This is a genomic window from Methanolobus chelungpuianus, from assembly GCF_024500045.1.
In the GTDB taxonomy this organism is placed as follows: domain Archaea; phylum Halobacteriota; class Methanosarcinia; order Methanosarcinales; family Methanosarcinaceae; genus Methanolobus; species Methanolobus chelungpuianus.
In genome coordinates this window covers 336,709-352,335 of record NZ_JTEO01000006.1, presented here as the reverse complement: position 1 = coordinate 352,335, position 15,627 = coordinate 336,709, and the positions used below count along the sequence as shown (strand labels likewise).

At 41.7% G+C, this 15,627-nt stretch carries 10 protein-coding genes; 9 read left to right on the top strand and 1 reads right to left on the bottom strand.

Annotation, left to right across the window (positions count from 1 at the left end; genetic code table 11):
- Positions 1 to 924 precede the first annotated feature (924 nt).
- Complete coding sequence (locus tag PV02_RS11980) at positions 925 to 2,397, top strand: MBL fold metallo-hydrolase (RefSeq protein WP_256623647.1); 1,473 nt, start codon at positions 925 to 927, stop codon at positions 2,395 to 2,397.
- Between the two features lie 187 nt (positions 2,398 to 2,584).
- On the opposite strand, the gene PV02_RS11975 is transcribed toward PV02_RS11980, so the two are convergent.
- Positions 2,585 to 3,307 (bottom strand): HFX_2341 family transcriptional regulator domain-containing protein, encoded by a 723-nt coding sequence (locus PV02_RS11975; protein ID WP_256623646.1) that lies wholly within the window; start codon positions 3,305 to 3,307, stop codon positions 2,585 to 2,587.
- A 283-nt stretch (positions 3,308 to 3,590) separates the two neighbouring features.
- Between PV02_RS11975 and PV02_RS11970 the strand changes: the two genes are divergently transcribed.
- The 8 genes from PV02_RS11970 (at position 3,591) to PV02_RS13315 (ending at position 15,581) form a co-directional block, all read left to right on the top strand.
- Entirely contained in the window at positions 3,591 to 4,619 is a 1,029-nt protein-coding gene (locus PV02_RS11970) for an ARPP-1 family domain-containing protein (RefSeq protein ID WP_256623645.1), read from the top strand.
- Between the two features lie 36 nt (positions 4,620 to 4,655).
- Positions 4,656 to 5,000 carry a hypothetical protein gene (locus PV02_RS11965; protein ID WP_256623644.1) on the top strand — a complete coding sequence of 115 codons (345 nt, stop codon included), beginning with the start codon at positions 4,656 to 4,658 and terminating at the stop codon, positions 4,998 to 5,000.
- A 329-nt stretch (positions 5,001 to 5,329) separates the two neighbouring features.
- Entirely contained in the window at positions 5,330 to 5,620 is a 291-nt protein-coding gene (locus tag PV02_RS11960) for a glutaredoxin domain-containing protein (protein WP_256623643.1), read from the top strand.
- A 276-nt stretch (positions 5,621 to 5,896) separates the two neighbouring features.
- Entirely contained in the window at positions 5,897 to 8,950 is a 3,054-nt protein-coding gene (locus PV02_RS11955) for an ATP-dependent helicase (protein WP_256623642.1), read from the top strand.
- Positions 8,951 to 9,006: 56 nt separating this feature from the next.
- On the top strand, positions 9,007 to 10,431 hold the full coding sequence (locus tag PV02_RS11950; protein WP_256623641.1) for a DUF3375 domain-containing protein: 1,425 nt from the start codon (positions 9,007 to 9,009) through the stop codon (positions 10,429 to 10,431).
- 2 nt (positions 10,432 to 10,433) lie between these two features.
- The gene (locus PV02_RS11945; RefSeq protein WP_256623640.1) at positions 10,434 to 11,069 is read left to right on the top strand and encodes a DUF4194 domain-containing protein; all 636 of its coding nucleotides are present in this window, start codon (positions 10,434 to 10,436) and stop codon (positions 11,067 to 11,069) included.
- On the top strand, positions 11,047 to 14,406 hold the full coding sequence (locus tag PV02_RS11940; RefSeq protein WP_256623639.1) for an ATP-binding protein: 3,360 nt from the start codon (positions 11,047 to 11,049) through the stop codon (positions 14,404 to 14,406). Before PV02_RS11945 ends, PV02_RS11940 begins: the two co-directional genes overlap by 23 nt.
- A complete protein-coding gene (locus PV02_RS13315) occupies positions 14,403 to 15,581 on the top strand; it encodes a Wadjet anti-phage system protein JetD domain-containing protein (protein WP_256623638.1) in 1,179 nt (392 codons plus the stop codon). Before PV02_RS11940 ends, PV02_RS13315 begins: the two co-directional genes overlap by 4 nt.
- Positions 15,582 to 15,627 lie beyond the last annotated feature (46 nt).

The following is a 15,627-nucleotide window of genomic DNA, read 5'->3' as shown; positions in this document are numbered from 1 at the left end:
CCGGTTTTGCTTTCATTCCTCACCACCGACCCAAAAAGGCCTATTTCATTTACCTTATAGTTCCTTTTCAACTCCGGAAGCAGCTCATCCAGTCTTCCCAGAACAGTATCCCTTTTGATCATATTGATTCCCTTATGAGATCTCTGACACACACTTTGGATGGTCTTTTTATATTATTGCTTTGGTTGGCGTTGTGTAAAAACACTTCCTGCATAAGACAAAACCTTCTGATTTATAGCGGGTTTTCGCCCTTGCTTATTGTCAGGCGTTTGTGCCTTCGGCACAGTCACGGTGACGAATGAACATAAAGCATGGAGGTGATGGTGCAATGATATAGTGATTGATGTCGAATCAATAACTGTTTAACAAAAAACGAAAGAAGATAATCAGAACGTAATGGATATTGTGGGCATTCTATCAGGTTACACGAGAGCTGACAATATAAGATATCAGCTGTATTATCTCTGTCCTGGTAACAGACTACAGATGGATTTAGAAGTAGATATGAAAGACTTAATGTATTGTTCAAAGGATTCTTAACATTGCATTTTTCATCGTTCCTTAGAAAATGAGTTAACAGTGTGCTAGAGTTTTTGTTAATTCCACATAATTCTCCTATAAGTCATCTTCAATGTAAGCAGATATTGCCATGTCTACATGTATAAAATCCTTCAAACGAATTTATATGGATTTACTAAGGCTATCCCAAAGTCCATGTGCTGGTAGAAATCGGTTCTAAATGCTCTTGAATGAACTGAGTTACAGGGGCCTGTTTTCCCCTAACTGGAAGTTTGAAACAGATAAGCCTGTGTAAACTATAAGGACAAATCAATACCAGTGAGAATTGTAAGACAATTGGCAAATGAAAGAAAAAATTTATTTATACGATGGGAGCACACTGTAAATAATATATGATATGTCCTAATGGAAGAGACATATGGAAACTGTTTCATAAAAAATGGTGAAAAAATGGTTTTAATAAGCGTCTTGGGCGGAGACGGAGAGATTGGCGGCAACAAAATCCTCCTAGAGCACAAGGGAACGAGACTATTCCTTGACTTTGGGATGAGTTTTAACAAGAACTCCCAATACTTCTGTGAGTTCCTGAACCCCAGGAAGTGCTCGGGACTAGGAGACTTCTTCGAATTTGGCTTACTGCCTGATATTGATGGAATCTATAGGGAAGATTACCTCACACATATGGGCAGGCCGGTGGAGGCAAGGTCTCTGGACGCTGTACTTCTCTCACACGCACACGCCGACCATGCACAGTATATCCATTTTCTCAGATGGGATATTCCCATATATTGTACGCAGGCCACTAAGATAATACTTGGATGCGTCCAGGAAACGGGTAGCAACACATTTTCCGATCTAATTGATGCCTGCGAGTCTTTCAAGTTCTATAAGAACAAAAATGGTGGGCTTTCCAGGGTGGATCGGAAGAAAGCAGAGTACATCCATGAAAGAGATTATCGTGTAATGATAGAAGGACAAAGAATGTCGATAGGCAGCATGGGGGTAGAAATGGTCCCGGTGGATCATTCTTTGCCTGGAGCCTGCGGTTTTATCATTTACACTGATGAAGGGAACATTGTTTATACCGGTGATATAAGGTTCCATGGATCTCAGGGGCATCTCAGCAGAAAGTTTGTTGAGAGAGCACGTAAGGCCACTCCAAAATGGCTGCTCTGTGAAGGAACGCGTATGGACAGCAGGGAAAAAGACAGTGAAGAAGCAGTCAGGAGAAAGATCAGCGAGCTGATTTACCAGTGTGAAGGGATGGTGTTCGTTGAGCACCCTATCCGGGACATTGACAGAGCCAATAGTATCTTCAATGCTGCCACAGAGAATAACAGAGACTTTGTGGTACCCATGAAACTTGCGTATCTTATAAAGTCACTTGATTCCCACTGTCCTTTCTGCATTGATGATGTGAAAATCCTCAAGCCCAGAAAAAGCTGGGGCCTTATCAACAAGAGCGGTGTAGCAGCTGAGCAGGTTGCCCAGGATTATGAAAAATGGGAACGGGAGTTTCTCGCCAAGGAGAACTCCGTTACATGCGATGACCTTAACAAGTCTCAGAAAGACTATGTGATTTCGATGAGTATGTGGGAAATAGGCCAGGTGGCAGATATCAAGCCTATTAATGCTCTTTGGATCAAATCTTCCTGTGAGCCTTTCTGTGAAGAAATGGAACTTGATGAGAAAAGAAAGTTGAGCTGGCTGAAGCATTTTGGTATCCGACACGAGGAAGCCCATGCTTCGGGCCATGCAAGTGGGGAAGAGATCAAAGAAATGATTCGGGAGATCAATCCAGAAATCTTAATCCCAATACATACTGAGAAACCGGATTTGCTCAAGGACATTATGCAGCTCAATCCTGCCCTGAAGTAAACATCAGTTTTTAATGAAAAACTTCAGCTGGGTAGTTGACTTTAAGAAACACGCTTATATAAGATATACTCGGCAAAATTAGAAAATAATATTGATTATATCCGATGGATATAATTAACAAGCATGAGCTTTGACTCAAGGCTGTGCCTTGTAGTAGTGGTTGCTTGAAGCGGTATGAAGGCACTTCTTATTCAAAACTTTGCGTTTCCACCAATCTCTTGATCTTTCTGCCCTTCATGTATATCTCTCCCAGCTTGCTCTTCCTGATTGCAAGATTCTTACTGGACTTCTCAGTGTCAATGAACCCGGCTTCCCTTAGTTTTTTGATATGGTGGCTGAGACGTGATCTTTCATTGCTAAAGTCAGCTGTGCCTTTCTGAAGTTCAGGTTTTAACAGAGAGATCAAAACGTCAACTGACTCTACACCATCTCCCATAGTTTCAAGCATGATGACCTGCTCTTTTGGAAGTTCTTTGATAGGGAACAGAGGGATGTCGAGAATGCCTTTCAAATGGTATGCTTCATCGTCAGTTGAGTCAGGAATGTCAGTATAAATAGGGATATCGCTCACAAGAGAAGCAATGTATGCTGAAATGCCAATATTTCGAAGGCCTCCTGAGATGTTTATCTTAACTGTGCTCCCATTCTTTACTTCGTCCTCGATGATACTGAGCATTTGCAGTGATGAATCCAGAACACTCTCTCTATCAATCTCTTTATCCTGAATTTCAAGGCCCTTTAGCGCCTCCTTGATACCACTGACTGCAGATTGTACTTTTTTGTTAGTGGAGTCACCTTGATGAGTCAAAATGACAATTTTATGAACTGGAAACTGCCTTAGACTAGTGATGAGCTTGTCTGGTGAGAATCCTACAGGCACAAGATGCGTATACTTCCTTGCTATCTCCATGATTGAACATTATATTTAATTGCATATATATCTTTTTATTAAATAGAATGTAATCAATTAAACAAAATATTTAAGTATTAATGCTGCATACACTAGCTTGCCTGTACAAATGGATGTTTAATCACCTCCTTTACAGTGAGTATAATGCGGCTTTATTCATCTGTACAGGCGGGTGGTGCATTAGTGCCTGCTCAGGAGTGGAATGGCGAGATTTCAGGTTGGAGACTGGAATTTTTGCCTCCACTCCACACAGGACATAGATAAAAGAAAACGGAGGGTTAAAATGGAGAACGTTGTGGGAGAAACACTGAGAGGACTTCGGTTGGGAAAGGCAGTAGAATTCAGGAACATGGCGGTTGTGCCAATATGCCATGACAAGGACATAGTTGGAGGCTATATAACTCTTAAAGAAGGTCTTCAAGCAGGCACTTTATCGATTCATGAAATCAACATCAGTGGTTCTGTCCCTGAACTTGTCGCGGTGAACACAGGACATCTGCCTGTCCTGATACTTGACGGAGAGGAACTTGTGGGAGCAAAGCAGAACCGCGCTGTCAACACCAGTATAATGGTTCCGTCCCTCACCAAGGTCAACATCCCTGTAAGTTGTACTGAGCAGGGCCGCTGGAGCTACAAGACAAAGGCATTCATGGATTCTGATGTGATAATGTCGCACAGAACAAGGAAGAACAGAAGTGCCTCAGTTACCCGGAACCTTGTGAACGAGATGAGTTTCCGCTCTGATCAGGCCCAGGTATGGGAAAATATCCACACTGAAGCCTCTTTTGTAAATGCGTCATCATCCACTGGAGCCATGCGGGATACCTTTGAGCATCTCAGACCAAAGCTTGAAGATTACATCAAAGCTTTTCCTATAGGGGGAAGGCAAAATGGCTTCGTTGTTTTCATATGCGGAAGACCTGTGGGTGTAGAGATGATATCAAGTTCGGACAAGTATGCATTGCTCCATGAGAAGCTCATAAGGTCATATGCAACTGAAGCGCTTTATTGTGAAGGAGAAGGATGCAGTGTAACTACTGATAAGGCTATAGATTTCCTGAACAAAGCAATGACGTGTACATTTGAACGTTATCCTTCATTGGGGATGGGGGAAGACTATAGGTTTGTCGGAAAAGATATGATTGGATCTGCTTTGGTAGTCAACGAAATTGCTGTGCACTGCGCGTTCTTCAGGATGGAGAATGTGAGTGGGCAGCAACCAGAGTCAGCAGCCTATATGCTGGATTCCAGAAGGAGAAGGGAGTTCTGCCTCAGCAGGCGCATGATGAGTCAGGATGGAGAAGTCTACTGAAAATATCATGGACCGGGATACGGAGGAGAAAAATACGTGAATAAACAGGTTAAGTTCTATGATATAGAGACTGATAGTACCATAATTATCGATGTAGTTACAGAAAAGGAACCAATTGAATTCTATGATTACGAAGCTGATAATAAAAAACTTATCATTTTTGATCCAGAAAATCATCAGATGATAATAAATGTGGAAATGCTTGGAAATGAAGCGCCTTGGCTGGAAGGTTCTAATTATACAGACAGGTACACTTTCAGAGAGCGATATGCTGTTGAACTAATAGTGTCTGAATGCGATCACTTGGAATCCTGGGACCAAATTGAAGAACTGCTGAAGAAGCACCCCCACGATTGCAAGCAGATAGCAGTTGACATCTAATTACTTCTATCAAGGGAGTAATGTTTTTTCGGATCGTATCTGCAAGTTAATTTAAACGCGCGTTTTATACTTAAACATTATGTTTAAGTATGTTGAGAGTAATGTAGGATTTGCTGTTGTGAACAGGTGGGTCCAGATGGACTGTTGGGGAGTGGATAATCAGGATCCCAGGTACGAACCTGGGATTATCCTCTTGACAAAGAGCAGTTGCAGGAATTTGAGAGACAAAAGAGGCACATGAATTGCAGAACACTGATGATTGTAAAGCTCAAAATGAGGGTTTTGCACTTTTATTATCTGAAACAGTGAAACGAAGGTGGAAATAATATATGGGAAACGTTCCGGTGATGATCTTTGTCAGGGGAGGGTGCCCGTTTTGCTCTAAGCTCATGGAAGAGCTGCAGAGGAGAGGGTGTGATTTTTGCGCTTTAAACATTGACAACAGAGCAAACATTGATTATCTTGCGAGGTTGAACCTGCTTGTCAAGGCAGCACCTCTGGTCCAGACACCTAACGATTTCTATGTGCTTCATGATCTTTTCTTGGACTATTCTCCTGGCAGTTTTAATGAAGCATTGATCGACAGGATAGTTCAGGATATGACATGTATTTGCAACTGAGGCGGATAATTACTCTGGTCAAGAGATAAAAGCACAGGGAGATCACGGATAGGCAGAGGGTGAAAAGAATGAAATGGACAATTAATGTGGAAAGAAAAGAGGTCGAACTGGGTATCCAAAATGAAGTCCTGGGTAGCTATCTGGAAAGCTTGAGAACGGAGCGCTGTTGAGACTCTACAGCAAAGGTAACGGAGTATTAGTAATATCTTATAACATTATATAAATATAATAAAGGGTCTTACCTTATATGATAATTCTTTGAAGGAGCGAAAAAAAGTGGACTTAAAAAATCTCAATGCCGGGCAATCAAAAGCAATAACATATACTGACGGACCGCTCCTTATCCTTGCTGGACCTGGGTCGGGGAAGACGCTTACTATCACTGAGAAGGTTATTCATCTAATTGACAGTGGGATGCTTCCTGAGAAGATACTTGCACTGACCTTTTCAGAGAAGGCCGCAGGGGAGATGCAGGAAAGGATCGAGAAGAATATAGGCTATGGAAGAGGTATAACCGTCTCAACATTTCACTCATTCTGCAACAACATTATCAGGGAATTCTCTTTTGATCTGGGTATAAATTCCGGGGCCAAACTTATCTCAAAGAAGCATTCAAACATATGGGGCATCAGGAATATTGACTCTTTTGGGTTTGAGAGCATCAATATTCCTCTGTCTCCATACGACCTTATAGACAGCCTGCTTGAAGGTGTCTCACAGCTCCAGGACCACCTTGTCCTGTCTTCAGATATTCATGGTTATGTTGAATCCCAGCTGTCCTCAGGGGCAGAGCTAGCTGACGATAAAATTGACACTCTCCTGAAACTGCAAGACCTTGCCAGGTTTTACGAGCATTACAGGCAGTACAAGCATAATAACGGCTTTCTTGATTACGATGACATGATCTCCATGGCATGTCGGCTTCTTGAAAGCAACAATGTGGTCAGGAACAAAGTGAAAAGCCGTTACGATTACCTTCTTGTTGACGAATTCCAGGATACCAACTATTCCCAATTGTATCTTGTTAATCTTCTGGCAGATGGCAGTAACCTGACCTGCGTGGCAGATGATGACCAGTGTATCTACAGGTTCCGAGGTGCTTATCTTTCCAACATTCGACAGTTGCAGGAATATTACCAAAACCTAGAGAAGATAGCTCTCGGAGTCAATTACCGCTCCACCTCCCAAATAGTTGAACTTTCAAGGCAGCTCATTGGCTTTAACCCTGAGAGAGAAGATAAAGAGATACTCTCAGCCAATGGCAGTGGTTCAAAGGTGAAGGTTGTAAGAGCGCCTGATGATGCAAGTGAGGCTGAGTGGGTGGCATCGGAGGTCAACAGGCTGGTAACTGAAGAAGGTCTTGAGCCAAAGGATATCTATATTCTCACCAGGAAGCGTGCAGATGGCAGGAAGTTCAGTGATGCCCTTCGAAAATACCTGTTACCTGTGGAGTACGTGGGCGCATTGCAACTGAACCAGTTCCCCATTATTCAGGAAGCCATTGCCTATATGCAATTAGTAGCAGATCCTTTCAATAACGGTGTGGCCTTTGCAAGAATATTTGGCAGGGAGGGATTGAGCGAGCATAACCTGCAGAGAATTAATGTGCTTGCCCGCAGGCTAAGCCGTGAGGATGCAACGCAGGGTGATGGCATCTACTCAGTCCTGCTGCATCATCTCGCAGATACCGGCGTTACCCAGGAGCCACTTGTAAGATCCTTTGTCCGGCGGGTGGAGGAACTCATCAGCTACAAGAAGAGCCATCGTCCATCTGATACTGTCAAGCACCTGCTGATGGATGCAACAGATATCTACCACTCCCAGCTGCATGAGGATACGCCACAGTCCCGGAAGAACATTAGGATACTTAATTCACTTGTCGGCATGGTGGAGGATCTTGAGCTTGTTGACGGTGGGTCAGAGTTTGAGGCTGTTGTTGAACACTTGGACCTTGTATTCAACCTGGATATTGAGGATGGCGAGTCCACAGATGACAATACCGTCAAGGTGATGACCATCCACCAGTCCAAGGGAAAGGAGGCAAAGGTTGTCTTTGTGTGCGATATGGCTGCCAAACACCTACCTTTGCAGCATACCCGCAAGAAGTTCACAGTACCTGCAGAACTTGCAAAGGGCGTCCAAAGAGATGCGGATGAGAAGGTATTGCATGTTGAAGAAGAACGGAGACTTGCCTATGTGGCAATGACCCGTGCAAAGGAAAAGTTATACCTCGTGTTTCCCGAGATATACGAGGGCAACAAACGCGGCGTGAAACCAAGTGAGTTCCTTGAGCAGATCGATTATGCGAAGAATCCTCTGGTTGAGTTCATTGAAGCCCCTCTATGCGAGGAGAGATGCGAAGTAGTGGAGGATTCCAATCTCAAGCGAAAAAGAGACGAGTTTGAGAGGCTTGTCAGAATATATACCAACCAAGGCCAACTTAAACAGGCTGTAGAGTCGCTGGTGGTTGTCGCACAGATCCGGGAACTGGAGCTTAAAGGAAACCTGCAGGCCTTTGATGTTTCAGATTTCCTGCGGGTCAGTCCCATGCCCCCGGCGGAGTTGGAGGCTTTGGTTGATGGCAGGCTTCCGCCTCTAGTTGACAAGGATATGCGTTTCTCAGCATCTGCTATCCGCATGTACGAGGACTGCCCGCTGAAGTTCAAGTACGCCTACGTGCTCAGGATACCAACTCCACAGAAGACTTTCTTCCAGGTTGGCACTGATGTTCATTCAGTTTTCGAACAGATGTCCAGGTTGAAGATGCAGGGGGAGGTTGCTGATATATCAAAGGCCAAAAAGCTGCTTAACGGTACATGGAATCCCTATGTATTTGATTCAAAAACGCAGGAGCAGCAGGAATACTCCAGAATGCAGAAAATGCTGGATTTCTGGGTAGGATTTGAAAAAAGCAATCCTAACGAGACCGTGGAGGTAGAGGAAGGATTTGACCTTAACCTTGACGGGGCAAGGTTCGGGGGTTACATAGACCGCCTGGACAGGACACCGGATGGGGATTTTATTGTCATAGACTACAAGACCAACAAGACTCCCTATACTAAGAATCAGCTGAAAGAGGACGTCCAGATAGCTGTTTATTGTCTTGCTGTAAAGGAAAAGTACGGAAAACTTCCGATGCAGGCAGGCCACATGTATGTCAATCCTGACATTGCGGAATTGAGGTTAGTGGATGTGAGTGAGGAGGGTGTTGAAACTGTGGCTGGGAGGATCAAAGAGATGGCGGGTCGGATAATGGGGGAAGATTTTGAGGTCAGGGAGGAGCCGAACTGTCGGTTCTGTGATTATAAGGGGATATGTGACAGAAATTGAAAAGTAACTAACTGTTTTTGTTATAATCTGAGGAGAAATAAATGGACTATCTAAAAGTGAAAAAACTGAAAGAAGGAGACCCTTCTATTAAACTCTTAAATGCCGATAATAGTCCATTAATAATTAGTTTTCTTTATCAACAGTTCAAAGAGAAAAACACCCTTGAATTGTCGAAAGATGATTTGGAATCAAATCTATCAAATTACCTTTACTACTTAAAAACACAAGAAGGTATAGAATATCCAAGACAACCAGCCGAATATCTGGAAGACTGGACGAATTCTGAATATCTAAGGTCCCGTTATTCAACAAATGATGTAATCTACTATGAGTTGACACATCATACAGAAAAGGCACTCTATTGGGTAAAGAACCTCATCGAGACCAGAAAATTTGTTGGTACTGAATCCCGTCTCCTTACAATAATCAATACTCTTAAAGAATTGGCCTACAAGAATACCAATAATCCAACCGAGAGATTGAACGAACTCAAAAAGCAAAAGCAAGAAATCGAACTTGAAATCGAAAAAGCTGAAGCAGGCATCACAGATCCTTTAACTGATACACAGATCAGAGAACGCTATTCTGATATCTGCAAGACCTTAGATGACATGTTAACAGATTTCAAGGAAATCGAACATAATTTCCGCTTGCTTGATATGGAAACCAGAAAAAAGCTCATCCAAAAGGATATCCAGAAAGGCGAAATACTTGATGAAGTGGTCTCAACTGAAGACGATATCCGGAACTCCGATCAAGGAAAAAGCCTCGAAGCATTCTGGAACCTGCTCCAATCCCAAGAACAACTAGACGAGCTCGACAAGCTAATTGAAATGACACTTACAATTCAACAAATACAGGAAGTCAAACAACAAAGCTTCACGCTTGAAGACATGGTGATCAAACTCAGCAGAGCAGGAGTTAAGGTGCAAAAGGTCAATCATTCGCTCGCTGAACAGCTGAGCAGGTTCCTCGATAACAGAACATACCTAGAAAACAAGAGGATAATGGATATCCTCAGTGACATCAAATCAATAGCATTTGAGATAAAAGATACTCCACCCACTGAAGCGAATTTCCTTGAGATCAGCAGTAAGGCTGAGATAGAGATGGTGATGAACAGATCACTATGGACCCCAAAAACAATGACAAACCTACGAAAAGAAGAGATTGTGCTCGGCTCACCTGATGACAGTGATGCTTTGATCCTGTATAACCAATTCAGTGTTGATAAAAGGGAACTCGAAGGACGAATACAGGAATTGCTTGAGACCCACTCCCAGATATCACTTAGAAAGATCATAGAAACGCATCCCGTGAAAAAAGGTATTGACGAAATATTAGCCTACATCGAAATAGCCTCAAATGATAAAAAGGCCGTTATAAACGAGGATCTCTCTGAAATAATGATAATCTCGAACACGATCAGTCAAAAACGATTTTGGATACAAATGCCCCAAATAATATTCTGCCGGAGCTAAATATGACCGAAAACAATAATCAACTTCCCTATGCCATATCGGTGATAAAACTACTCAAAGGAAATGTATTCAAAAGCGATGCAGATGTATGGGACAACATCATCCAGTACAAACCAGCACTCAAGAACTATTTTTCAAGTATAGGCATTGAACTATTTATTCATGAAGACAATGGATATGCCTTCCTGAGACAAAAAGAACGTGAGGAACAATTTGAACAAACACTACCCTCTTTGATAAGTAAAAGACAACTTTCCTATCACATGACCCTGCTCTGTGCATTCCTTGTAGAGAGATTGTACGAAGATCAAAGAGCAACAGGCAACGAATCACCTTTTTGTTCTATAGACAGAAAGACCATAATAAACATGATGAAACCGTTCATGCCAAGCTCCTCTAACGAAGCAAAAATCGAAAGGGACATTAACACTCTAATTAATAAGGTCAAAGAATATGGATTTTTAAGAGAATTGAGTACAGACAGAGATACATTTGAAATACGGACAATACTTTTTGCTTTAATAGACAATGAAATCGTTCACGAGATCAAGAACAAGTTGCTTGAACATGCAAAAGAGATGAATAACAATAATGATACAGAGGACGGAACAGAACATGACCCAGAATCTACTAGTTGATTACCTGGACGATGATAACCTCAAAGGTTTCAGGCTGCACCAACTTGAAGTTTTCAACTGGGGTACTTTTAACCAGAGGCTTTGGACGATTAACCCCCAGGGATTCAATTCACTTATAACCGGTGCTAACGGATCAGGAAAGTCAACACTTGTCGATGCGATAATCACACTACTGGTCCCTCCTCTGAAAACAGTGTATAATCAAGCAGCTGATGCACACAAAAATGAAAGATCCCTCAAATCCTATATACTTGGAAGTTACAAAAACGAAAAAGACAACTATAACAACTCAAAACCCGTCAACCTGCGTGACGAAGGCAACTACTCTGTCTTATTGTGCTACTTCTATAATCGAGGGCTTAAGAAGGGCATGACATTAGCACAGGTATTTTCGGTAGATGGAGGCAATGTTAAAAAATTATTTGTTACATCCAAAGAAGAACTGTCTATCCAGAAACACTTCGCGCTTAAGGATGATGAAACAGATATATTTGCCCTAAAGAAACGCATTAAGGATTTGCCAAATACTTCTGTTTTTGATTCACACCGAGAGTACGCTCTGTCGTTTCAACAATATTTTGGCATTAAGTCTGAAAAGGTATTGGACCTCTTTTTCCAGACTGTCTCAATGAAAAACATTAATGATCTAACTCCATTCATGCGGAATCACATGCTTGAAGAAGTTGATTTCAAGGATATGATCAAAGAAATGTTGAATGGTTACAGGCATCTCACAAATATATACGACTCCATCCAAAAAGACAAAAGACAGATATCTATGCTTGAACCAATGATGGCAAACATCCAAAAATATCAAGCAATTCTTTTGGAGATCGAAAAGCTATATGATTGCAAAGGATACCTGCCATACTACATCGAAGAAAGAAAATATGATATGCTCATCCAGTTCATTGAATTCACGGAGGCTGCCCTTGATGAACTTGAGATCAATATCCAGAATAAAGAACACGAAATTAAAAAATTAAGAGAGCACGCAACTGAAGTGGATCTAGCAATAAGACAGGACAGTGCCGGCCAGAGGATACAACAGCTGCAAAAAGACATTGAAAAACTGGAAATTGATAAAGAAGAGAAAAAAGAGAAACAGGAAGAATATGTTAGACAATGTACTTCTGTTGGAATAGCTCCTCCACATAACGAAGTCGCCTTCAAGAACACGATAAATATCGCTGAAGAACGATTAGAACGAATAAAGGATGAATGGGACAAATATACGGATGGAATAAGCGAAGCCTTCTCTAATAAAAAAGATCTGGACAAAGAATTAGGCATTCTGGAAGAAGAACTCCGATCATTGAAATCAAGGACTACCCAGATACCGGCTAAAAACTTGGAAATCCGTAATGAAATCAGTAAGAGCTGTTCCCTCGAAGGAGTAGAACTGCCTTTTGTAGGAGAACTTATAAAGGTCAAGTCCAACGAGAGCGAATTGGAAGGAGCACTGGAAAGACTCCTCCACAATTTCGGATTAAGTCTCCTTGTCCCGGAAGAACATTATAAAACGATTAGTGAATACGTTAACCGAACCGATTTGAAAGGCCGTCTGGTATACTTCAGAGTTCCGGATAACTTCACACAATCTCCAAGAAGTGACACCAAAGAAAACATGGTCATTGACAAAATAGAACCCAAGAAAGATTCAAGGTTCTATGGATGGATATACAACGAACTTATAACAAAGTTTGATCTCGTCTGCTGTAACAGTATGGAGGATTTCCAGAGGGAACCTAAAGCAATCACCAGAAAAGGACAGATAAAGGGTAGTGGAGGCAAACATGAAAAAGATGATAGGCGGAGCCTTTTAGACAGAAAGAACTATGTCCTTGGCTGGGACAATAAAGAAAAGATCAGACTTATAGAAAAACAAAAAGAAACCATGTATCAACAAATACAGGAATGTATCAAAGAACAAAACCAATTCAAAGCAGATCAGACAAAATTAGATGATCAGAAAAAAGCACTCAACAGTATCCTGTCCATTCAACGTTTTGAGAGTATCGACTGGCAATCGGTAGTTAAAATGATCAATCAATGCCAGGAAGAGATAACAGAACTCGATCAAAGTTCAGACCACTTGAAAATCCTGGGGGAGAGACTATCTGAATTACAAGGAAAAATAAGTATCAAGGAAAACGAGGAAAGGAACCTTAGAAGTGAAGAAACTCGTAAAAAAGATAGTATTAAAATAAGAAAAGCAGAGCTTGATAAATGCATAAAAGAACTCGAGATAAATCCATATAAAGGACATGAAGACAAGCCAGATATATCAGCTTATCTGAGAATACAGGATCTCTCTCTCAATTCAATTGATGAAATGCATCGTGATACAAAAGAAAAGCTGACTACTGAAATCTCAAGAAAAGAAAGGAAGATCGGAGATCTAAAAGGCAGCATTGCATCAGATATGGCAACCTACAAAAAAACCTATTCCGATGAAACGTTCGAATTAGGCACCGAAATGGCAGATATTCCTGCTTATAGTGAGATCTACACGAGATTAATGAAAGATGACCTGCCAAAACACGAAAAAGAATTCGAAGAGAAACTACGAAAGGACACAAATACTTCAATCGCCAATTTCCACAGAGAGCTCTATTACAGAGCGGATAAAATCAAAAAGGACATCGATATAATCAACAAGTACCTTCGTGGGTTAGACTACAATCCCAATACATATTTCAAATTAACAACTGAAAAAACAACCAGTCAGATAATCAGAGAATTCCAGAAAGAACTAAAAAGTTGCTTGGAAGGCAGCTTTGCTGCCCAGGACAACAATAACGAAGAAAAGTTCCAGAAAGTAAAACTCTTATTGGACAAGTTCAAAGAAGCAGATACGCCCAATAACAGTTGGACAAATACAGTGACAGATGTCAGGAACTGGCTGACATATGCAGCAGAGGAAAGATCCTGTGAAGATGATCGTCATGTTCGCGATTACAGTGATTCAGACGGATCATCTGGTGGCCAGAAAGGGAAGCTGGCGTGTACAATTCTGGCATCTGCCCTTGCATATAGATTCGGACCAGGAGGAAACAATCCTGAGTCCACCTCGTTCCGATTTGTTATACTCGATGAGGCCTTTCCAAGAGCCTCAGATGAAACCGTTCGATATGGCCTTGAGTTGTTCAGGAAATTGAACCTTCAAGTATTAGTTGTCACTCCATCAAGAAGCATCGACGTTATTGCGGACTATGTCAATTTCATTCATGTCATATCAAATACGGCTAACTTCGATTACTCGAAAATACTCAATACAACGATACAGGAATATAAGGAAAACAAAGAAAGGATACGAATGGAAGTGATGATGTGATAATCCAGCCTGAGGAGATATGGACAAAGGCCTCTCGTTGGTATAAGGATATTCTGGCCTCTTCAGTGCGTGATACACCGGAGTTTCCCAGATTCATATCATTTGGCAAAGTGAAAGCAAAAGATACCCTTGATAACTTCCCCCTGATCCGGGACGGAATAGAGGTTCTGATAAACGAGTCAAAGGATAAGAAAGGGTATGGCTACACTATAGAGTTCATTCAGCGAAATGACCAGAAAATAGGCACACAAAACTTCCCTGATAAGATATTCTTTGAAACCCTTGACGATTATCTCAAGTTCTTCAGGAAAGAAAAAGAATACGAACATTTCATTATCGTAGTACAGAAACTGACCAATGACCTTCCTCAGTTGTTACCTTGGGCCAAGTCCAATCCTATGAAAGTCATTGATAACCTCGGGAAATGGGACGACCTGATCAAAGTGTGCAAGTACTTCCTTGAAAATCCTAGGCCTAATATCTACATCCGCGAGATCCCACTGGACATATCCACTAAGTTCATTGAAGAGAACACACCCATTATCAGAGCTCTCCTTGACATTATCATCGAGGAGCATGTCAACAGGGATGAGAACGATTTCAGAAAAAGGTTCAATCTGAAATATGATGAGCCATTAATCAGAGTAAGAATCCTTGATCCCGGTATTGCCCAGGAATTTTTCAGTGGGATCGATGACCTCAGCATTCCTCAAAGCCAGTTCAATCAGCTGGACATTCCCTGCAAGAGAGTGTTCGTCCTTGAGAATAAAATCAACGTACTTAATTTCCTTACCATCCCTTCAATGGGAGATTCTATGGCCATATTCGGGAAAGGATTTGGCGTTGGGACCCTGAAGGGCGCAGCATGGCTTGCTAACAAGCAGATAATCTATTGGGGAGATATCGACCCTCACGGTTTCCAGATATTATCCCAGATACGAGGATATTTCCCGCAAACAAGGTCATGCATGATGGACCTTGATACCTTCAGGGAATTCGAGGAGTTGGCTACAACAGGTGCCTGTACGGATGTGACAGAGCTTGAACATCTGACTCCAGAAGAACACTTGCTATTCAACCACCTCTGCAGTCTGGAGACAAATAACCGCCTGGAACAGGAAAAGATTCACCATAGATATGTTTTAAAAAAGATATATGAAACTGTGGACGTATGATATTCAAAATTGTCATTTGAGTTTTAAACTAACTCTACATAAAGTA

Excerpts from the sequence above, each read along its gene's own strand:
- PV02_RS11980 (WP_256623647.1), top strand. The coding sequence starts at position 925 with ATGGAAGAGACATATGGAAACTGTTTCATAAAAAATGGTGAAAAAATG.
- PV02_RS11975 (WP_256623646.1), bottom strand. The coding sequence starts at position 3,307 with ATGGAGATAGCAAGGAAGTATACGCATCTTGTGCCTGTAGGATTCTCA.
- PV02_RS11970 (WP_256623645.1), top strand. The coding sequence starts at position 3,591 with ATGGAGAACGTTGTGGGAGAAACACTGAGAGGACTTCGGTTGGGAAAG.
- PV02_RS11960 (WP_256623643.1), top strand. The coding sequence starts at position 5,330 with ATGGGAAACGTTCCGGTGATGATCTTTGTCAGGGGAGGGTGCCCGTTT.
- PV02_RS11945 (WP_256623640.1), top strand. The coding sequence starts at position 10,434 with ATGACCGAAAACAATAATCAACTTCCCTATGCCATATCGGTGATAAAA.
- PV02_RS11940 (WP_256623639.1), top strand. The coding sequence starts at position 11,047 with ATGACCCAGAATCTACTAGTTGATTACCTGGACGATGATAACCTCAAA.